This window comes from Verrucomicrobiota bacterium, assembly GCA_016871535.1.
In the GTDB taxonomy this organism is placed as follows: Bacteria; Verrucomicrobiota; Verrucomicrobiia; order Limisphaerales; family SIBE01; genus VHCZ01.
Map to the genome: position 1 here is coordinate 1 of VHCZ01000024.1, position 20,169 is coordinate 20,169.

At 56.7% G+C, this 20,169-nt stretch carries 13 protein-coding genes, 2 tRNA genes, 3 rRNA genes and 2 pseudogenes; 15 read left to right on the forward strand and 5 right to left on the reverse strand.

The window, feature by feature from the left end; genetic code table 11:
* Window positions 1-126 precede the first annotated feature (126 nt).
* The gene (locus FJ398_05390; GenBank protein MBM3837388.1) at window positions 127-1,740 is read right to left on the reverse strand and encodes an amidase; all 1,614 of its coding nucleotides are present in this window, start codon (window positions 1,738-1,740) and stop codon (window positions 127-129) included.
* Between the two features lie 1,597 nt (window positions 1,741-3,337).
* Window positions 3,338-4,669: pseudogene (locus FJ398_05395) on the reverse strand (hypothetical protein).
* A 378-nt stretch (window positions 4,670-5,047) separates the two neighbouring features.
* Between FJ398_05395 and FJ398_05400 the strand changes: the two are divergent.
* Window positions 5,048-6,109 (forward strand): carbohydrate kinase family protein, encoded by a 1,062-nt coding sequence (locus FJ398_05400; protein ID MBM3837389.1) that lies wholly within the window; start codon window positions 5,048-5,050, stop codon window positions 6,107-6,109.
* Between the two features lie 71 nt (window positions 6,110-6,180).
* Here FJ398_05400 and FJ398_05405 read toward each other — a convergent pair.
* The 3 genes and pseudogenes from FJ398_05405 to FJ398_05415 all read right to left on the reverse strand — a co-directional run bounded on the left by FJ398_05405 (window position 6,181) and on the right by FJ398_05415 (window position 7,817).
* Window positions 6,181-6,427, reverse strand: a pseudogene (locus FJ398_05405) (hypothetical protein).
* A 65-nt stretch (window positions 6,428-6,492) separates the two neighbouring features.
* The gene (gene efp / locus FJ398_05410; protein ID MBM3837390.1) at window positions 6,493-7,050 is read right to left on the reverse strand and encodes an elongation factor P; all 558 of its coding nucleotides are present in this window, start codon (window positions 7,048-7,050) and stop codon (window positions 6,493-6,495) included.
* A 269-nt stretch (window positions 7,051-7,319) separates the two neighbouring features.
* Entirely contained in the window at window positions 7,320-7,817 is a 498-nt protein-coding gene (locus tag FJ398_05415; GenBank protein ID MBM3837391.1) for a tetratricopeptide repeat protein, read from the reverse strand.
* A 112-nt stretch (window positions 7,818-7,929) separates the two neighbouring features.
* Here FJ398_05415 and FJ398_05420 point away from each other — a divergent pair, with 112 nt between their 5' ends.
* From FJ398_05420 to FJ398_05485, 14 genes are all read left to right on the forward strand, one after another.
* Window positions 7,930-8,895, forward strand: coding sequence for a GNAT family N-acetyltransferase (locus FJ398_05420; GenBank protein ID MBM3837392.1), 966 nt, complete (start codon window positions 7,930-7,932; stop codon window positions 8,893-8,895).
* Between the two features lie 61 nt (window positions 8,896-8,956).
* Window positions 8,957-10,219 carry a nickel-dependent lactate racemase gene (larA, locus tag FJ398_05425; protein ID MBM3837393.1) on the forward strand — a complete coding sequence of 421 codons (1,263 nt, stop codon included), beginning with the start codon at window positions 8,957-8,959 and terminating at the stop codon, window positions 10,217-10,219.
* A gap of 12 nt (window positions 10,220-10,231) precedes the next feature.
* Window positions 10,232-10,441 (forward strand): DNA gyrase inhibitor YacG, encoded by a 210-nt coding sequence (gene yacG, locus FJ398_05430; protein MBM3837394.1) that lies wholly within the window; start codon window positions 10,232-10,234, stop codon window positions 10,439-10,441.
* A 433-nt stretch (window positions 10,442-10,874) separates the two neighbouring features.
* Window positions 10,875-12,454, forward strand: a 16S ribosomal RNA gene (locus FJ398_05435).
* A gap of 235 nt (window positions 12,455-12,689) precedes the next feature.
* A tRNA-Ala gene (locus tag FJ398_05440) sits at window positions 12,690-12,765 on the forward strand.
* 28 nt (window positions 12,766-12,793) lie between these two features.
* A tRNA-Ile gene (locus FJ398_05445) sits at window positions 12,794-12,870 on the forward strand.
* Between the two features lie 179 nt (window positions 12,871-13,049).
* Window positions 13,050-15,941 (forward strand): 23S ribosomal RNA (locus FJ398_05450).
* A 199-nt stretch (window positions 15,942-16,140) separates the two neighbouring features.
* Window positions 16,141-16,256: ribosomal RNA gene (gene rrf, locus FJ398_05455) — 5S ribosomal RNA — on the forward strand.
* Together the 16S, 23S and 5S rRNA genes with 2 tRNA genes alongside form the textbook arrangement of a ribosomal RNA operon.
* Before the next feature lie 260 nt (window positions 16,257-16,516).
* The gene (rpsP, locus tag FJ398_05460; protein MBM3837395.1) at window positions 16,517-16,771 is read left to right on the forward strand and encodes a 30S ribosomal protein S16; all 255 of its coding nucleotides are present in this window, start codon (window positions 16,517-16,519) and stop codon (window positions 16,769-16,771) included.
* Window positions 16,772-16,787: 16 nt separating this feature from the next.
* On the forward strand, window positions 16,788-17,033 hold the full coding sequence (locus tag FJ398_05465) for a KH domain-containing protein (GenBank protein ID MBM3837396.1): 246 nt from the start codon (window positions 16,788-16,790) through the stop codon (window positions 17,031-17,033).
* Between the two features lie 53 nt (window positions 17,034-17,086).
* A complete protein-coding gene (gene trmD / locus FJ398_05470; protein ID MBM3837397.1) occupies window positions 17,087-17,776 on the forward strand; it encodes a tRNA (guanosine(37)-N1)-methyltransferase TrmD in 690 nt (229 codons plus the stop codon).
* Between the two features lie 24 nt (window positions 17,777-17,800).
* On the forward strand, window positions 17,801-18,160 hold the full coding sequence (locus FJ398_05475) for a 50S ribosomal protein L19 (protein MBM3837398.1): 360 nt from the start codon (window positions 17,801-17,803) through the stop codon (window positions 18,158-18,160).
* 36 nt (window positions 18,161-18,196) lie between these two features.
* Complete coding sequence (locus tag FJ398_05480; protein ID MBM3837399.1) at window positions 18,197-18,847, forward strand: NAD-dependent epimerase/dehydratase family protein; 651 nt, start codon at window positions 18,197-18,199, stop codon at window positions 18,845-18,847.
* 78 nt (window positions 18,848-18,925) lie between these two features.
* The gene (locus FJ398_05485; GenBank protein ID MBM3837400.1) at window positions 18,926-20,167 is read left to right on the forward strand and encodes a formylglycine-generating enzyme family protein; all 1,242 of its coding nucleotides are present in this window, start codon (window positions 18,926-18,928) and stop codon (window positions 20,165-20,167) included.
* Window positions 20,168-20,169 lie beyond the last annotated feature (2 nt).

The window sequence follows — 20,169 nt, forward strand, 5'->3', positions numbered from 1 at the left end:
GAATTTTGCCTGGGGCTGCGTTGCTCCTCGGTCACAGCCCCACTGGCGGGGGATGCTCGCTCGTCGCGCCTTGCCCCAGGCCAAATTGGGCGCAACGAACGTGAGCGTATTTACGAAACGGACCACTTAGCCAATGGCCGGAGCAAACTTCGGCGGTCTGCGCGCTTGGGTTGCTTGCTCGAAGGCAAAAGCCAGCTTGAGCAACACCGGTTCGCTGTAGGCCCGCCCAAAAAAGGAAAGGCCAACCGGCAACCCCATCACTTGTCCGGCTGGAACCGTGATGTTCGGATAGCCCGCCACCGCCGCCGGCCCGGAACTGCCGCCCACTCCCCGGTCGCCATACAGATGGTCGGTCTTCCCGGCCGGCCCACCCGAAGGCGAGATGATGGCGTCCAGATGATGCTTGTCCATCACGGCATCAATCCCTTCCCTGCGAGAGAGGCGGCGGCATTGTTCGAGGGCGTCAAAGTAAGCTTTCTCCGTCAACGGCCCTTTTTCTTGCGCGCGGATCATCGTTTCCTGGCCGAAGTGAAGCAGCTCCTTGTCTTTGTTCCGTTCGTTGAATTCAATCACGTCCTGGAGGGTGCGCACCGGCGCTTTGGGCCCAAGCGACGCGAAGTAGGCGTTCAAACCGGCCTTGAATTCATAGAGCATCACTTCCCGTTCCGCAGCGCCGTACCGGCTCAATTCATCGGTGAAGTCCACGAGCACCGCGCCGAGCCGCTTCAATTCTTCCAACGCCGCGTTGAGAACTTTTTCCGAAATACTGGATTGGAAGTAGCGCCGCGCCACGCCAAGCCGCGCGCCGCGCAGTCCGTTTGGATCGAGGAATTGCGTGTAATCCCGCGCCGCTTTGCCTTGGCTCGATTCGGTCGCGGCATCGCGCGGATCAACGCCCGTCAGCGCGCTCAGGACAATCGCGGCGTCGCGCACGGTCCGAGTCATCGGCCCCGCCGTGTCCTGGGTGTGCGAGATGGGGATAATGCCGGAACGGCTGATGAGTCCGACCGTCGGTTTCAGTCCGACGATTCCGCACACGGTCGAAGGTGAAACAATGGAACCGTCCGTCTCGGTGCCAATCGCTGCCGCGCAAAGATTCGCGGAGACCGCGACTGCCGAACCGGAACTGGAGCCGGATGGATTGCGATCCAGCGCGTAGGGATTTTTCGTCTGCCCTCCGCGTCCGCTCCAGCCGCTCGTCGAACGATTCCCCCGGAAGTTAGCCCATTCGCTGAGGTTGGTCTTTCCCAGAATGACGGTGCCGGCCTCGCGCAGCTTCTGAGCCACGAAGGAATCCTGCGGCGCGATGGAACCCAGGAGCGCCAAGGAACCCGCCGTGGTCATCATCCGGTCGTGCGTATCGATGTTGTCTTTGATCAGGACGGGAAGGCCGTGGAGCGGCCCGCGCGCGCCTTTCGCTTTGCGTTCCTTGTCCAACGCGCGGGCAATGGCGAGGGCGTCGGGATTGAGTTCGATCACCGAGTTCACCGAAGGCCCGTGTTGATCGATCTCCTCGATGCGCCGAAGAAAACTTTTGACCAGAGAAACGGAAGATTCTTTGCCCGACTGCATCGCGCGTTGCAGGTCGGCAGTCGTGGCTTCTTCCCACTCGAAGGACTTGATGCGGAATCGAGGCTTCGCCGAATCGGTGGGCCGTCCTTCCGAATGGGCGAGCGTGGGGCCGAGGATCGATGGGGCGGCGGCGAGGGCGGTGAGTTGGAGGAAAGTTCGTCGGTTCATGGCTTCACACGTAACGGCAAAGCATCAACCGCAGGAGATCGCAAAGCGAATGAAGTGAGACTGAGACCTTCCGTGCGCCAGCGATTCTCATTCTGCGACTCTGGGAGCGCCGGCGTCCCCGCCGGCGTGTCGGGTTGCTGAAAGATAACAGGAATTGGCCGACAAGGATGTCGGCGCTTCCGGTAAAATGAGAAGGGCTATCCGTGCGCTCGGCACCTTGGCGGCGGTCTGCAGGATCATTGTATTCTTTGTGGTCTTTGCGTTCTCTGCGGCTAAACCTTGCCTGGGTTGCGGTGTTGCGCCGAATACTCGCAACTCCGTCGTCGGCGTCAATAGGCGTTTGATTGGTTGGGGATCATACCCCACGAATTCAGGGCGGACCGCGAACCGAAGGAGCAACGACTCACGCGCCAGCGCCTTGGCGTGCGGCAGCCTCTCTGCTCCCTAGAAGCCGTTCTCCCGTCTGGAATCCCAACGGGGTTCTGCCCCAAAGCCCAGGGTTGCGAGGAACGAGCTACCCCTGGGGATGGGGGGAAACACAGGTCCAACCCCAAACGGGGTTGCGCCTTCGGCCTACGTGAGAGACGCAACCCCGTTGGGGTTGGTTCCGCCTCGTGCGTTCTACTCAGGGTAGCTCGTTCCTCGCAACCCTGGGCTGGAGGATGCAATCTCCTGAATCGTTTCATGGGCTTGGGGGTTGAACGCAAAAACAGATCATCATGGTTTCGGTTGAGGCGATGGCGCGCGAGACGATAAGACTTGCAGTCTGGCGCTTTCCCAGCCGCCGCCGAGGGCTTTGATCAATTGCACCGCCGCGATCAGCCGCTGGCCCGTGAGTTGAGCGCTGGCCCGCTCGGTTTGCAGCGTGGCGCGATTGGCATCCACGACCTCGAGGTAGCTCACGATCCCGGCCCGGTAACGTTCGCCCGCCAGTTCCGCAGCCCGGCGCGCGTTGGCCACGGCGCGGTCCTGCGCAGCGGCCTGGGTCGCAAGGTGAGCGATGCCCGCCAGACTGTTTTCGACGTCGCCAAACGCCACGAGCATGCGCTGACGATAGCGGGCGACCGTTTCTTCGTACGCGGCTTGGGAGCGTTTGTACTTCGCGCGGTTGCGGCCTCCAGCAAAGATGGGCAGCGAAAGGCTCGGCCCGATGGACCAGACGCGGCTGTCCCAATTAAACAGGTTATCGATGTCCCCGCTCACGTAGCCGCCGGAGCCGGTGAGGCGCAGCACGGGAAAGAAGGCAGCTTTGGCCACGCCGAGGCGAGCGTTCGCGGCGGCGAGTTGACGCTCGGCTTCGGCAATCCGGGCGGCGCTCGAGCAAGTCGGAAGGCAGGCCGGCGGGAATGTCGGGTGTGCGTGGATTCCAGGACCGCGTTTCGGTTTCTGATTCTCCTGACAAATCGACGTCGCTTTTCCCCTCACCCTGCCCTCTCTCCAAGGAGAGGGGAACAGCACCACCGCGCTGGACAGTGCCAGCGTCCGTGGCCAATGCCGACGCGTCCTGCGATTCCCCCTCTCCCTGAGGGCCCTGAGGGAGAGGGCCGGGGTGAGGGGGAACGTGACGTCCGGCTGACGAGTTGTGCGAAATCGAAGTCAAACGGAAGCCCGACGGATTCTCTCCGACCAGGATGGCGAGGGCGTTTTCCAACTCAGCGCGGCGTTTGGCGAGCGACGCAGTTTCGGCTTCTGCGGTGGCCAACTCGGTTTCCGCGCGAGCGACTTCGAATTCGTTTCCAATGCCGCCTTCAAAGCGGCTCCGGACAAGTCGGACTTGTTCGCGGCGCAGCTCCACCGTGCTCGTAACCGCCGCGATCTCAGCGTCGAGCGCGCGCAGCGCGAAATAGTTTTGAGCCAGGTCAGCCTGCAGCGTGAGCAGGACATTGTGAAATGCGGCGAGTGAAGCCTGGGCGTCGGCGCGCGCGCTTTCGAAGCCGCGGCGCACGCGGCCCCACAAGTCGATTTCGTAACTCAAATCGAGCGGCGCGCGGAAGGTGTTGGCGGAGATGTCGCCGAAGCTTGGCACCTGGTTGGGCGAGAACCGCTCGCGGCGGGCGGTCGGATCGATGTTCAGGCCGGGCAGCAATTCGCTCCGGGCCACGCGGGCGGTGGCGCGGGCCTGATCCAGACGGGCAATCGCAGCCTTGAGTTCTTGATTGGATGCGGCGGCGCGGCGTTCGAGCTCATTGAGTAGTTCGTCATTGAAAATTTCCCACCATGCGCCCTTCGGAACATGATCGAGCGACTGGCCTTGTTTCCATTCGCCAAGTCCAGCGGCTTTGTACGCCGAAGGAACGGCATTCGTCGGCTGCGTATAATCCGGGCCGACAGTGAATACGCCGGCGGAGGAGTCAAGGCCTGTGAAAAACACTCCCAACAAGAGGAGCGCTGCGGCGAATTTCCGTGCAACTGGCCCACGGGCCGCCGGGCGCTTGGTCTGCAAGCCATGCGCACGGCCCTTGAACCCATCGCCGGTAGGGCGGTGTTGCCGCGCCGCCGCTTCGACGGAAGACCGGCTGCGCGGCAACGCAGCCCTACCCGATTCATCGGAAGCTCCCACGCCCAAAAGGCGCGCATTGGGACCATGAACCGTAGCCGCCGACGTGAGGAGGCGGATTTCCCGGTTAACCAAAGCGCTCGCCTCGTTTCCTCGGCGGCTACGAACCGACGGTTCATGGGAAGTTCCCTTGGTCTCGGAACCATGCACTCGGCCCATGAACCCGGTAGGGCGAGTCCGTCCCGGCGAGCCGCTCGACGTGTGTTGAACACGTCCGACTCGGCTCGCTGGGGACAGGCTCGCCCTACCGTCGGGTCCATGGGAAGCGCAGCGCGTTCTGGAGCTGGCATGGCTTCCATGTCGTGGCACGAGTTCTTGGACTAAGGTCATCCAGTGCTCCGTCGTCCACCTGAGAATCTGCAATCGTTTCATGGATTCAACTTTCTTGGCATTGGTTTCAAGCGCGCGCCGGAGCAGCGCTTTGCTCCGGAAGCACCGGCGACTCCGGCGCCGGGGCCGGCTTCTTGTCGAATGACTCAATGCGGCCGCGGTGCGGGAAATCTTGCTCGTCTCCGAGTTGGACGCGTGAATGTTTAGCTTGGGATGAGAGCCGTGTCTATGGAACGAAAGTAGTAGTTGTCTATTTAGTCAAATTTAGCGGCAAATTTTTTTTGTGCTCCCTCATGCTGGCACCGGGGCCGGTTCGCTGACTCCAAGCAACTCGTAAGAATCCGATTAGTGCTTGAGCAGCGCGGGATCATTTCCCTATTCTGAGTCGGTATTTCCTTAGGGACGAATTTGGAACAGATCATGGGAGCCTCGACGAAAACCAAAACCGCCTCCTCCCGTCACGGCCTGCTCGCGGGTGGAAACTGGATCATCGACCAGGTCAAATTGATTGACGTTTATCCGCAGCCAGAACAACTCGCCAACATTCAGAGCCAGGCCCAAGGGACCGGTGGCGCGCCGTACAATGTGTTGATCGATCTGGCTCGGTTGGGCGCAGGCTTTCCCCTTTTTGGCGCTGGACTCGTCGGGGATGACAACCTGGGAGAACTCATTCTGAGGGATTGTCAGAAGCATGAAATCGACACGCGATTTCTGCGACGGACGCCGAGCGCGCCGACTTCTTACACGGACGTGATGACAGAGATCGGCCATGGCCGCCGCACGTTTTTTCACAATCGCGGCGCCAATGCGCTTTGGACGGGGGAGGATCTGGATTTCCTGAAATGCAAAGCCCGAATCTTTCACCTCGGATATTTGCTGTTGCTCGATGCTCTGGACCGGCCGGACAAAACATTCGGAACAAAGGCGGCGCGATTGCTGGCCAATGCTCGAGAAGCGGGAATCAAGACGAGCGTGGACGTAGTCAGCGAAAACAGCGATCGATTCTCCAGAATCGTGACGCCCTCGCTCAAACATGTTGATTTTTGCATCTTGAATGAAATCGAGGCGGGGAAGACCGCCGGGTTCACGATCCGCCAAGGTGACGGCAAGCTCGACACGGTGGCGCTTCGGCACACGGCGGGCGCGTTGCTTCAACACGGCGTCCGCGAATTGGTGGTCATCCATTTTCCGGAAGGCGCGTTTGCCCGGACGCGCAAAGGGGAAGACTTCTGGCAATCCTCCCTGGTTTTGCCTCCCAAATTCATCGCGGGCACAGCCGGGGCTGGCGATGCATTCTGCGCAGGAGTTCTCTTGGGCCTGCACGAAGGTTGGGACTTGGGGCGATGCTTGATGACAGGGGTTTGCGTGGCCACGGCGTCGCTCTCGGATCCCACTTGCACCAACGGTGTCAAGTCGCTCAACTCCGCTTTGGCATTGGCCAAGAAGTTCAGGCCCCGTCCGCCGCTGGAAACGAAGGAGTGAATTCGGTGTGCGGCCGTGAGGCGTCTATTCGCGACGTGCGAACGGTGTGCCGCCTTGCGCTCCCTGAAGCTCTAAGAGCCTGTCTGAAAATTGCGTGGGGTCCTGCGGCGAGGGATTTTGGCTGTGGCCAAGGCGGCGAGCCCGGAGCATCCCCGCAGCGGGCTGTGACGGGTGAGCCAACGCAGGCCACGGACAAAAGACCCGCCGCCCGGAGGGTTTTCGCAGAAAAAGCCGTCTGGCTTCGTTGCTCCTCGGTCAGAGACCGCTGCGGGTATCCTCCCTCGTCGTGCCTCGCCATCCGGCCTTTTCTGCGAAAACAGGACTCCCACGGAATTTTCAGACAGGCTCTAACAGATGTGATGCGGGAACTGGGCTTCGATGCCCTACGCACGTTCCATGTATTTCCCCGTGCGCGTATCGACTTTCACCTTTTCACCGGTCTTGATGAACAGAGGAGCCTGAATCGTGATGCCGGTCTCCAGGGTCACGGTTTTCTGGACATTGTTCGCCGAATCGCCGCGAATGCCTCCCGGCGCGTCCGAGACGGTTAAGACCACGCTGGCAGGCAATTCAACCTGGACAGCCTTGTCATTGACGAACGTGACGGTCACGGGCGAATTCTCCACAAGATAATGGCTCGCGTCCCCGACAATCTCGGGCGAGAGCGTCACCGTTTCATACGTTTCCGGATCGGAAAACACAAAGTCTTCGCCATCCTTGTAGCTGAATTCCATCTTTCGGGTGGTCATCGGCACGACCTCAATGCGCTCGGTTGAGCTGAAGCGAACGTCGGACGACTTGCCGGTGCGAATGCTTCGGATGCTGGCCTGAACGAAGGCGCGAAGGTTGCCGGGGGTTCGATGCTGACTATCGAGCACAACGGCGACGTCACCATTGTAACTGATGGCCATTCCTTTTCGGAGGTCGTTTGCTGTTGCCATAAACTGACTAAAGTTATCTGAACTGTGGAACTCAGCGAGCGCGTATCCGCATCGGACGGCGCTCTTCGCCGGTCATGACTCGTGCGATTATCGGCTCAGAAACGGGGAACATTCCTGCGAGATCTTTCACGAGAATCCGATTCACTAGCCGTCGATTCATTCGTAGCCGAACCGAGCGGAAGCGGGAAAATACCGCAGCAGACCGTCAATGCAAGCCTTCTCTTGGAGTTTTTTGAGGCGCGGGAATGCCGTGAGGCGCCGGCGGAAGGTCAAAGGCACCGGATGTATCGCCACATCGGTTTCAGGTCCGCGTCGGCGAGCGCCAGATTTTTGATTTCGTCCTTGCCACGATGCTTGATGGCGCGTGCCAGACTCTTCTTGGCGGCGTCCAGGCGGCCCAGTTGACATGCATAACACGCGAGGTTGTAGTGGATGACACTGATTTTGGGAAAGCGTCTGGCGAGTGGAAGGAGTTGGTCGAATGCTTCCCGAGTCTGTTTCAACTCGTGCAGCGCGTAGGATTGGTTGATCCAACCCGATGGATGGCTTTTGGCGGCCTGAATCTGGCGGCGGGCCACTTGCAGCGCGGCTGTCCAGGACTTCGCCGCGGCGTGAATGCGCCATTCACCTTCGAGCACATCCGGATGGCTGCGATGCGCTTCGGATATTCTGTTCAGTTCGTGCCGTGCCTCAGCCGGATTGCCCAGTTCCACCCAGCCAATCGCGGCCAAGAGATGATGAACATCCGGTGGCTCCAATTTCGTCATCTGAGATTTCAATCGAATTGTTTTCTGGCTGTGGCGGAAATCCATTGTGCAGAACCCGACGAAAGGCAATTGTATTCTTGTAGCCTGAGACGACGAAATCCACTTTTCTGCAATGGCCATTTACCCTTCTCTCTGTCCGCGTCTGATGACTGAGGCCGACTTGGGTTTCGCTGACTTACTGCGTGGCATCGTTGGCTGGAATCAGACGCTGAACGATTGGCAGCGCCTTCGGGACTACGCGCCCCAAGGATGTTTCATCGCGGAATGGAACGGATCCCCTGTGGGCACGGCCACAACCACTCGCTATGGAACTGAACTCGCGTGGATCGGAATGCTCCTGGTCCATCCCGACTATCGAGGGCGTGGTGTCGGGCGCGCCTTGCTCGAACATTGCTTGAATCATCTGAAGGGGACGCCGTGCATCAAGCTCGATGCCACGCCGTTGGGTCAAACGCTTTACGACAAACTCGGCTTTGAAGTTGAATGGACGTTGACGCGTTGGGAATGCAAATGCTTTGTCGAGTCAGCCGCCCCACATGTGCCTGGCCGCGAGCATCTGCAAACTCAATCGAACGATGCCGACGTGGCGTTAACGCGGGGCGCGGGACGTGGCTCTCCGGAACCACTCGTCATTCCTCACGAATCCGTAACTCTTAAATCACTCAATGCTTCGTCGGTAACTCAACTTGACGAGATCGACTCGCGCGCCTTCGGCGTCTCGCGTGCCGCTATGTTGGAGCGTTTGGTGGTGGGCAGTTCACGGGCGCTAGCCGCGATCTCGCAGAATGGAAAAGTCCGTGGCTACGGTTTGCTCCGCGCAGGGTCCAAGGCTTCGTATCTCGGTCCGATCGTTGCGGACACGGCGATTGGAGTTGCCCTGGTAAAGAGTCTTCTCAATCAAGAGAAGGGACGGCCGGTTTACTGGGATGTGCCGGATGTCAACGGGATGGCGGCGTCCCTGGCGCAAGAACTTGGTTTCGCTCCTCAGCGGCATTTGGTCCGAATGTTCCTTGGCACAAACAAACAGCCTGGGAACCCGGCGCAGTGCTTCGCGATTGCTGATCCATCCATCGGCTGAGGTGCTCTATGATTCTCTTTTGACCTCGCCGGAACTGAGCGCCATATTCGGACTGCTTCTTATGAAAGTGAAACTTGCCTACGGCCAAGGACACTTGAGCGTCGAGTTGCCAGATCGCCAAACCACGGTTATTGAGCCGTCCCACACGCCAGGCCTGTCGGATGAAAAAGCCGCAGTGCTCCAGTCGCTTGCTTACCCTATCGCTGCCCGCTCCTTGCGAGAGTGGATCAAGCCCGGTGACCGCGTTTGCATTGCGTTTACGGACATCACTCGCGCTACGCCGAACGATCGGATTATTCCCTGGTTGTTGGAAAATCTGGCTCACGTACCGCGTGAGCGGATTACGCTTCTGAACTCGCTGGGAACGCATCGACCCAATACTCAGGATGAATTGGAGAAATTGCTTACGCCGAAAATTGCCCGCGGTTACAGCGTGATCAACCACGAACCGGAGAATCCGGCGGCGTTGGTCCAGTTTGGCACCACCCGGGATGGCACGCCCGCGTGGATTAACCGCCATTTTGCGGACGCGGATGTCCGGGTCGTGACCGGTTTTATCGAACCGCATTTTTTTGCCGGATTCAGCGGTGGACCGAAAGGGATCATGCCCGGTTTGGCCGGACTACAGACCGTGATGAGCAATCACGGTGCGAGGAACATCAGCGACGCCAGAGCCGCGTTCGGCGTCACGGTCGGGAACCCAATTTGGGAAGAGATGCGAGAGATTGCGCTGCGCGTCGGGCCGAGTTTTCTGCTCAATGTGAGTCTGAACGGGCAACGTGAGATTACCGGTGTCTTCGCAGGTGACTTGATTGAGGCCCACAAGGTCGGGATTGAGTTTGTGCGCCGATCGGCCATGCAGAAGGTGAAGTCGCCTTTCGAGATCGTGGTGACAACCAACAGCGGTTATCCACTCGATCTGAATTTGTATCAGGGCGTGAAGGGGATGAGCGCCGCGGCGCGCATCATCCAGGACGGCGGCACGATCATTCTGGCCTGTGAATGCCGTGAAGGCGTGCCGTCGGGAAGCCCGCTCGATTTACTTCTTCGCGAGGTGTCGGGGCCGGAGGAAATCCTGACGAAGCTCGCGGCCCCTGGATTTGTGCGTCCGGAACAGTGGCAAGCGCAAATTCAAGCGATCATCCAGCGCAGAGCCACGGTCTTGGTTCACAGTTCTCTCGCGGACGAAGTCATTCGCGCAGCGCATCTGACGCCGTGTCATGACATCGCGGAGGCTGTTCGCAAAGATCTCGCAAATCGCGAGCCTGACGCACGCGTGGCGGTGTTGCCGCAAGGACCGCTCACCATCCCATATCTGTCGTGAACTCTGAAGAGCATGCCAAAAGTAAAATGCCCGACATGCCAGAAGCAAGGCCACTGGCTTTCCGGTGCGCACGGCCCCTTTTGTTCCGAGCGCTGCAAGTTGGTCGACCTGGGCAAGTGGCTCGGCGAAGAGCATCGACTTTCCGAACCGTTGCGCCCGGAACATTTTCAGGGTTACGAGGAGCTGACGTCAGGCGAACATCTGGATAGTCCTGAATCTTGATTCTAGCGTCCCCGAAAGGTCACATCTTTCGTGACCACAACGGTTGGAACTCGCGGAAAAATATTCTAAATATTCTTCACAAATCTCTTGCATGTGATTTCAAAATGATTAAGTGTCTCGCTCCTGTTTGTTAGCGGTGCGGTTTGAAAAGTCGCGAAAAACCTGTTGACAGAAAGAAGAAAACAAATAAGGTATCCGCCGCTCTTAAACAGACGAGATTCGATGTCTGAGATACTGCTGTTATCAGTGAGCAGATCTCGGGTTTTTTTGTCCCCTAGCGGGGAAAGATTTAGAGGTGGAAGCACCTCGTGCTCATTGAAAACTGAATTGTGCGATAAGTGAGAGCCCTCGAAGACCGTTGGTTAAAAGCCAACCGGGATTTGAGTTTAATTTAGTCATTGGGGTGTTTTCACCCCGAGAGAACAAACTAGCGTTTTTAACGGAGAGTTTGATTCTGGCTCAGAACGAACGCTGGCGGCGTGGATAAGACATGCAAGTCGAACGCTGATTTCAGGGTAGCAATATTCTGGAGTCGGAGTGGCGCAAGGGTGCGTAACACGTGGGTAATTTGCCGTGAAGTTCGGGATAACTTGCTGAAAGGCAAGCTAATACCGGATGTGGTTCGGTGGAGGCATCTTCACCGGACTAAAGTTGGGGACCGAAAGGCCTGACGCTTCATGATAAGCCCGCGGCCTATCAGCTAGTTGGTGAGGTAACGGCTCACCAAGGCTAAGACGGGTAGCTGGTCTGAGAGGACGACCAGCCACACTGGAACTGAGACACGGTCCAGACACCTACGGGTGGCAGCAGTCGAGAATTTTTCACAATGGGCGCAAGCCTGATGGAGCGACGCCGCGTGGGGGATGAATGGCTTCGGCCCGTAAACCCCTGTCATCTGGGAACAATGCTTGTTTGCTAATACCAGACAAGTTGATAGTACCGGAAGAGGAAGGGACGGCTAACTCTGTGCCAGCAGCCGCGGTAATACAGAGGTCCCAAGCGTTGTTCGGATTCACTGGGCGTAAAGGGTGCGTAGGCGGTCGGGTAAGTCTGATGTGAAATCTCGGAGCTCAACTCCGAAACTGCATTGGATACTATCTGGCTTGAGGGTTGGAGGGGGGACTGGAATTCTCGGTGTAGCAGTGAAATGCGTAGATATCGAGAGGAACACCAGTGGCGAAGGCGAGTCCCTGGACAACTCCTGACGCTGAGGCACGAAAGCTAGGGGAGCAAACAGGATTAGATACCCTGGTAGTCCTAGCCGTAAACGGTGCACATTTGCTGTGAGCGGATTCGACCCCGTTCGTGGCGAAGCTAACGCGTTAAATGTGCCGCCTGGGAAGTACGGTCGCAAGATTAAAACTCAAAGAAATTGACGGGGGCCTGCACAAGCGGTGGAGTATGTGGCTTAATTCGATGCAACGCGAAGAACCTTACCTGGCCTTGACATGTAGGTGGTAGAAGGATGAAAGTCTGACGACCTCGCAAGAGGAACCTACACAGGTGCTGCATGGCTGTCGTCAGCTCGTGTCGTGAGATGTTGGGTTAAGTCCCGCAACGAGCGCAACCCTTGTGTCCTGTTGCCACCCGGTCGAGAGACTGGAGCACTCTGGACAGACTGCCTCGCTTAAACGAGGAGGAAGGTGGGGATGACGTCAAGTCAGGATGGCCCTTACGGCCAGGGCTGCACACGTACTACAATGCTCGGCACAAAGGGACGCAATACCGTAAGGTGGAGCAAATCTCGAAAAACCGAGCTCAGTTCAGATTGTCGGCTGCAACTCGCCGACATGAAGCTGGAATCGCTAGTAATGGCGCATCAGCTACGGCGCCGTGAATACGTTCCCAGGCCTTGTACACACCGCCCGTCACATCATGAAAGCCGCTTGTACCCGAAGTCGCCGTGCTAACCGAAAGGAGGCAGGTGCCGAAGGTATGGGTGGTGATTGGGATGAAGTCGTAACAAGGTAGCCGTAGGGGAACCTGCGGCTGGATCACCTCCTTTCTAAGGAGAATAGACGCGACCGACATAAGGTCGGCTCGCGTGAGGTCGAACCGGATGGATTTGGAGCTATATAGAAGATTCCGAATTCGGAAGGTGGCTCCCTTATCGCACAGTTCAGTTTTCAATGGGTTTACTGTTCTTTTCACGTCCAGAAGGTTCGAACTCGATTGTGTGAGGTCTTAGGAAGTTCGTAGTGCGAAGTGAATAAGCCCGCGATGAATTTGCTTCTGATCCTCCGTGCGTGGGGCTGTAGCTCAGTTGGTAGAGCGGTAGCTTTGCAAGCTATAGGTCAGGAGTTCGAATCTCCTCAGCTCCACCAGGATTGAAACCTCGAATTCTCTAGGATTGGGCCTGTAGCTCAGTTGGTTAGAGCATGCGCTTGATAAGCGCAGGGTCACTGGTTCAAGTCCAGTCAGGCCCACCAACCAAAACGGTCCCGAGAATCTGAGTGCACGGGACGTGCATGGCTGGACTAATCTGATAAGCTTTCCATTGGCGGAATGACCCGCTAATGATGTTCTTTGAAAACTACACATAGGGATAGAATTAGGGCGATTACATTTCGCTGAGTTTCTATTGAGTTTCATATCAATAGATAAACTTTGTGATCAAGCTACTAAGGGCAAACGGTGAATGCCTTGGTGCCAAGAGGCGATGAAGGACGTAGCAAGTTGCGATAAGCCGCGGGAAGCCGCAAGCAGGCGTTGATCCGCGGATTTCCGAATAGGACAACCTAATCCTGATAACTCGGGATTATCACTGGATGAATTCATAGTCCGGTGAAGCGATACGGGGTGAAGTGAAACATCTCAGTAACCCCAGGAAAAGAAAACGAAGCGATTCCGTCAGTAGTGGCGAGCGAACTCGGAACAGCCTAAACCGGGAAGACTTGTCTTCCCGGGGTAGCGGGACCTTGATGTGAGAAGTGGAGAGTTAGTGTAACGATCTGGAAAGTTCGGCCGTAGACCGTGACAGCCGGGTGCGCGAAAGCTCAAAGCTCTCTAGAGGTTTCCCAAGTAGCACGGTGCACGTGAAACTCTGTGCGAATCCGTCCGGACCACCGGATAAGGCTAAATACTCCTTGGCAACCGATAGTGAACAAGTACCGCGAGGGAAAGGTGAAAAGAACCCCTGCTAGGGGAGTGAAAGAGTACCTGAAACCATTTGCCTACAATGTGTCGGAGCTCCGAAGAAATTCGGAGTGACGGCCTGCCTTTTGCATAATGAGTCTGCGAGTTATTGTCTGTGGCAAGCCTAAGTCCTTTTGGGACGGAGGCGAAGGGAAACCGAGTACGAAACGTGCGTTCAGTTGCAGGCAATAGACCCGAAGCGGAGGTGATCTACTCTTGAGCAGGTTGAAGCCTGGGTAACACCAGGTGAAGGACCGAACTCGTGGATGTTGAAAAATCCTGAGATGACTTGAGAGTAGGAGCGAAAGACTAATCAAACCCCGTGATAGCTGGTTCTCTCCGAAATAGCTTGAGGGCTAGCGTTGGGTCAGTACTCCGAGGAGGTAGAGCACTGGATGGCTTAGGGACCCCACCAGGTTACCAAAACCAACCAAACTCCGAATACCTCGGATCCCAGTAACCCAGCATTCAGACGGCGGGGGATAAGCTTCGTCGTCGAGAGGGCAACAGCCCAGATCGCCAGCTAAGGTGCCTAAATGTGATTAAGTGGAAAGGATGTGACGTTGCTTAGACAGTGAGGATGTTGGCTTAGAGGCAGCCATCATTTAAACAGTGCGTAATAGCTGACTCATCGAGCGATGTCGCGCCGAAAATGATTGGCGATTAAATCACATACCGAAGCTGCGGATTCCTGTGCGGTTCGCCGTCCAGGAGTGGTAGGAGAGCGTCATGAACACATTGAAGCCGGACTGTAAAGGACGGTCGAGTGCTCATGAGTGAGAATGCAGACATGAGTAGCGATAAACCAGATGAGAATTCTGGTCGCCGTAAACCTAAGGTTTCCTGGGGCAGGTTCGTCCTCCCAGGGTTAGTCGGGAGCTAAGATGAGGCCGTAAGGCGTAATCGATGCACAGCAGATTAATATTCCTGCACCGGCTAGGGTTAAGGTAAGGAGTCACGCAGAGAGAAAAGTGATTATCTGATTGAATTGGGAGCTTAGCCTTCGGGCGAAGCGAGTCACTGGACGATCTGCCTAGAAAAGCTTCTTATCGTTCCCCTGGTCGCCCGTACCGTAAACCGACACAGGTGGGTGAGTCGAATAGACTAAGGCGCGCGAGAGAAACCTCTCTAAGGAACTCGGCACATTAGCCCCGTAACTTCGGGATAAGGGGTGCCTGAAGCCGCTGCAGCGATGTGGCGGTGTAAGGTCTCAGTAAATTGCGTTTAGCGACTGTTTAACAAAAACACAGCACTCTGCTAAGTCGTGAAGACGACGTATAGGGTGTGACACGTGACCAATGCGGAAAGATCAAGGTGACTTGTTAGCCGTAAGGCGAAGCTCGTTGCCAAAGTCCCCGTGAATGTCGGCCGTAACTATAACGGTCCTAAGGTAGCGAAATTCCTTGTCGGGTAAGTTCCGACCTGCACGAATCGTGTAACGACTGAACGACTGTCTCGGAGAGGATCTCGGCGAAATTGTAACGGCGGTGAAGATGCCGCCTGCCCGCAGTAGGACGGAAAGACCCTATGCACCTTTACTGTAAGCTGGTATTGTGTTCTGGTTAATGATGCGTAGCGTAGGTGGGAGACTTCGAAGCGAGGGCTTCGGTTCTCGTGGAGTCGAAATGTGAAACACCACTCTTTGTTAATTAGGATTCTAACCCCGACCTGTTAGCCAGGCGGGGGACAGTGCTTGCGGGTCAGTTTGACTGGGGCGGTTTCCTCCCAAAGAGTAACGGAGGAGCGCGAAGCTTGGCTCAGCACGGTTGGCAACCGTGCGACGAGGGTATGGCTAGAAGCCAGGTTAACTGCGAGACCAACAAGTCGAGCAGGTGCGAAAGCAGGCCCAAATGATCCGGTGGTAGAATGTGGAATTGCCATCGCTCAACGGACAAAAGGTACGCTAGGGATAACAGGCTGATCGAGTCCAAGAGTTCATATCGACGACTCGGTTTGGCACCTCGATGTCGGCTCATCGCATCCTGGGGCTGGAGAAGGTCCCAAGGGTCCGGCTGTTCGCCGGTTAAAGCGGTACGCGAGCTGGGTTCAGAACGTCGTGAGACAGTTCGGTCCTTATCCACTGTGGGCGCAGGAAACTTGAGGGGTTCATTCTTTAGTACGAGAGGACCGAGAATGACGCACTTCTGGTGTGGCAGTTGTTCCGTCAGGGGCATCGCTGCGTAGCCATGTGCGGAAGAGATAAGCGCTGAAAGCATCTAAGTGCCAAGCTCATCCCAAGATATGGTTTCCCGGACCGTGAGGTTCCTGAAGACCCCCGGAAGACTACCGGGTTGATAGGCTGGACGTGTACGAGCCGTAAGGCTTTTAGCCGACCAGTACTAATCGGTCGTGAGGCTTGATCGCTTTTCCCAATCAGTGCCGCAGTTGGTTCGGCCTAAGAGTCGAATCTAGGCGGAGTGAGTGGGTGAGCGATTTTCCAACTCGCGATATTATTCGCCAAGTGCCTTGTGTGTAGTTTTCAGAGAATTTGCTCTTTGATGGTTGAATTGATATGAGTCGTTTTGGGCTTCGTATTCGCGGTTCAACCATGAATAGTCACTTTTTTTGGTGGCCATGAAGCTGTGGTCCGACCCGTTCCCATTCCGAACACGGCCGTCAAACTCAGCATTGCCGATGGTAGTACATGTAAAGCTTGTGCGAGAGTAGGTTGCCGCCAGATTTCTTCTGAAGCCAATGTCTCATTTCATTCTTTTCCAGGGCTGATCTGTGATGTCGGATTTGGCGCTGCAACTGTTCTAGCCGGACACCCAGTTCGTTGAGGCGCGGCAAAACCGTAGAAAACCTGTAAACGAGGAGAAATGAGGCTTGCCAACCCGCATTGCCGAGACTAGTCTCCGCCTTCCCTTTGGGGAAGGCCCGTGCGGTTTGTTCGTCTAGTTCATCGCCACGGGAAAACTTCAATTATGCATTGATTCTTTTATGCCAGTACGGATTCGTTTGAAGCGCATTGGAACAAAAAACACGCCGGCGTACCGCATTGTGATCGCTGACAGCCGAAGTCCGCGCGACGGGAAATTCATCGAGGAAATCGGGAGCTATCAACCGCTAAAGCGGCAGGACAATTTCGTTCTCGATCTCGAACGCGCCGATTACTGGGTGAGCAAGGGAGCTCAACCTACCGATACGGTCGCCAGCTTTTTGAAGAAGGCCAGGAAGGCTGCTCCAGCCTGTTGATTGATGCCTGCGCTCTATGCAAGCCTTTCTCGAATATGTGGTGAAAGGGTTGGTGGACCGTCAGGACGCAGTGAGGATTACACCTGTGGACCGCCACGGATTGACGGTCTATGAACTCCGCCTTCACCCAACAGACGTCGGAAAGATCATTGGCCGCCAAGGTGGAACAATCCGCGCGATCCGATCGCTCGTCCAGGTCGGAGGAGCTCGGCAGGGACTGCGATGCACCGTGGAGATCGTAGAGGAAAGACCTGAAGACTGATTTCGGGCGTCGCGCTTTTATCCGCGAGAAAGCGCACTCACGTGCGATCAATTATGAAGATTGACGTGTTGACTTTGTTTCCGGGAATGTTTTCCGGTCCCATGGAGGAAAGCATCGTTAAGCGCGCTCGGAATCGTGGTCTGCTCCATCTGCAAGTGCACAATCTGCGCGACTACACTCGTGATCGCCATCGCACGGTCGATGACAAGCCTTTTGGAGGCGGTCCTGGGATGCTGCTGAAACCGGAACCGATCTTTGAAGCCGTGGCCAACCTCACTGGTGAGAGGACTCGCGTGATTCTTCTCGCCCCGACCGGCCGCAGGCTTGAGCAAGGCGTGGTCAAGGACCTCGCCGGATGCGCGCATCTCCTGCTGATCTGCGGGAGCTATGAGGGATTCGACGAGCGAGTCCGAGAGCACCTTGCGGATGACGAGTTATCCATCGGGGATTACATCCTGACCAATGGTGCGCTGCCGGCGATGGTGATTATCGACGCCGTGACAAGGCTCTTGCCCGGCGTTCTGGGTGATGATGAAAGCGCGCACGACGAATCGTTCGCGCAAGGGCTTTTGGAGTATCCGCAATACACGAGGCCGGCAAATTTTCGCGGCATGCAAGTTCCGGAGGTCTTGCTCTCTGGGAATCATGCTGAAATTGAGAAATGGCGACTGGAGCAAGCCGAAGTCCGGACTCGACAAAGGCGACCTGATTTGCTGGAACCGCATCGAAGCAACGCCCGGTAAGCTGCAAAATACGCAAAACGAATTATGAGCCAAGCTATATTTGACAAGATTGAATCAGAACAATTCCGCAAGGAATCGGCGGATTTTGGAGTCGGCGACTCTGTCCGCGTCCATACAAAAGTGATCGAGGGCGACAAGGAGCGCATCCAGGTGTTTGCCGGCGTCGTAATTGGTCGTCGTGGCCGTGGTTTGAATTCGACCTTCACGGTGCGTCGCATCAGTTACGGCGAAGGAGTTGAGCGCGTCTTCCCGATGCATTCTCCACGGGTGGAAAAGATCGAGATTGAGCGCAAGGGCTCGGTCCGGCGAGCGAAGCTGACGTATCTGCGTAAGCGGGTTGGCAAAGGCGCAGTTGCGGTGAAAGAAAAAGAAATCCACGCTTGAGGGATCGCTGCGCAGCGCGGCGACGAATCGGTAGCCATGAACTGCGCTGTCACCGCTGGGCCGACCTTCGAGCCGTTGGACTCGGTGCGTAGGCTCACTAACCTCTCCACCGGGACTTTGGGCACCCAACTGGCCGATTACCTGGCAAGTCAGGGCCACGAAGTAGTTTTACTCCGGGGAAGCAGTTCAATATTCCGGAGCGCTGTCAAGGTCGCGCGCATTATCGAATTCGGAACCGCCTCCGAACTGGAACGACACCTGGAATCATTAGCCTCTGTGCGAATTGACGCGGTCTTCCATGCGGCAGCGGTCAGCGACTTCGGTTTTGGCAGAGTCTGGACGCGTTCGCCAGGCGGGGAATTGCGCGAAATCAGCCGTGGCAAATTCTCTACGCGCGAGGCGCCGCTGCTGGCCGAATTGGTTCCCGTTCCAAAACTCATCAACCGGCTTCGCAGTTGGTTTCCCAAGGCATGGCTGGTCGGCTGGAAATACGAAGTGGACGGCACGCGCGCAGCCGCTGTTGACCGCGCGCGAACGCAGGTCGGCGAGAATCAAACGGACGCCTGTGTGATCAACGGTCCCGCCTATGGCGCGGGTTTTGGCCACCTATCCAAAGAGCATGAACTTTTTCATTTTGAAACTTCCTCGGCACTATTCGAACATCTGGAGAGATTCGTGCGCCGATAGAACGTGCGGCGTCACGCTTTCCGTGACCTGGAATAAATCTCTTCACTGGAACATTGTTTGCTCATAATTTCGCTCTATATGAGACTCGCTGGATTCTTGTTCGCCTTGATTCTTGGGGTTTCCCTCGGCCTCGTTCCAGAAGCGGCAGAGTTGTCCGCACAATTACCAAGCCCCACGCTCAAAATCGAGATAGCCGAAGGGACGAAAGTAAGAGTCACATTCTCCCGCAAACTAAACGAGCGTTACCAGGTTTATGTCACTCACGACCTCAAGAATTGGCATTTCTTTGGCAGCATAGTCCAGGGAGGCTCTCAGCCAATCACGATTGAATATCCCGGCGGCGCGAATCGAACCGCGTTTTTTAGAGTCGAATCCAGGCCAACATTTGCCCCGGTGCACTCGCGGATGGAGCGAGGAACGAATGGCGAGATTCACCTCAGTTTTCCCACAGTTGCTGGACGGAGATATCAAGCTGCGCTCTCTATCGATTTGGAGCGCTGGGATTTCAGCGACCTGATCGATGGCACTGGAAGCCGCGAATCCACCGAGATTGATTTCCCTGTACCGGCCGCGTTTTTCCGCGTCGAAGCCGTCGATATCCTCCCCTTGCCCAACATGGTTTGGATCCCCCAAGGCCGCTTCGTAATGGGGAGCCCGCCCGATGAGAAGGACCGCGATCTGGACGAAGATCCATTGACGCAAGTCGTTTTTCCTTCTGGATTCTGGATGGGCAAGTATGAGGTGACGCAGGGTGAGTATGAACGAATCACGGGCACGAATCCGAGTGGGTTCAACGGCGACCCATCTCGGCCGGTGGAGCGGGTGAGTTGGGAAGACGCCGTCGCCTACTGTGCGCGACTGACTCAGACAGAGTTCTCGGCAGGCCGGTTGCCGTTCGGCTACGCCTATCGTCTTCCGACCGAGGCCGAGTTCGAATATGCCTGTCGCGCCGGCACAACCACCCGGTACAGCTTCGGAGATGATCTGGATTACACAGAGCTTGGGGAGTATGCGTGGTACGATGCGAACAGCCTCAAAACCACGCACCCGGTCGGACAGAAGCGGCCAAATCTGTTTGGGCTGCACGACATCTACGGCAACGTCTGGGAATGGTGCCACGATTACTATGATAGCGCATATCCGGGAGGATCGATCGAAAGGCCGTCCGGGCCTTCGTCAGGGGTCAGTCGTGTCTTTCGGGGAGGAGGTTGGGATTGGAAGGCTTCCTCATGCCGTTCGGCTTACCGGAACAATGTCCTGCCCACGCGTCGCAGTAATTATCTAGGCTTCCGCGTTGTCCTCGGCCCTGTGCTGTACTGACC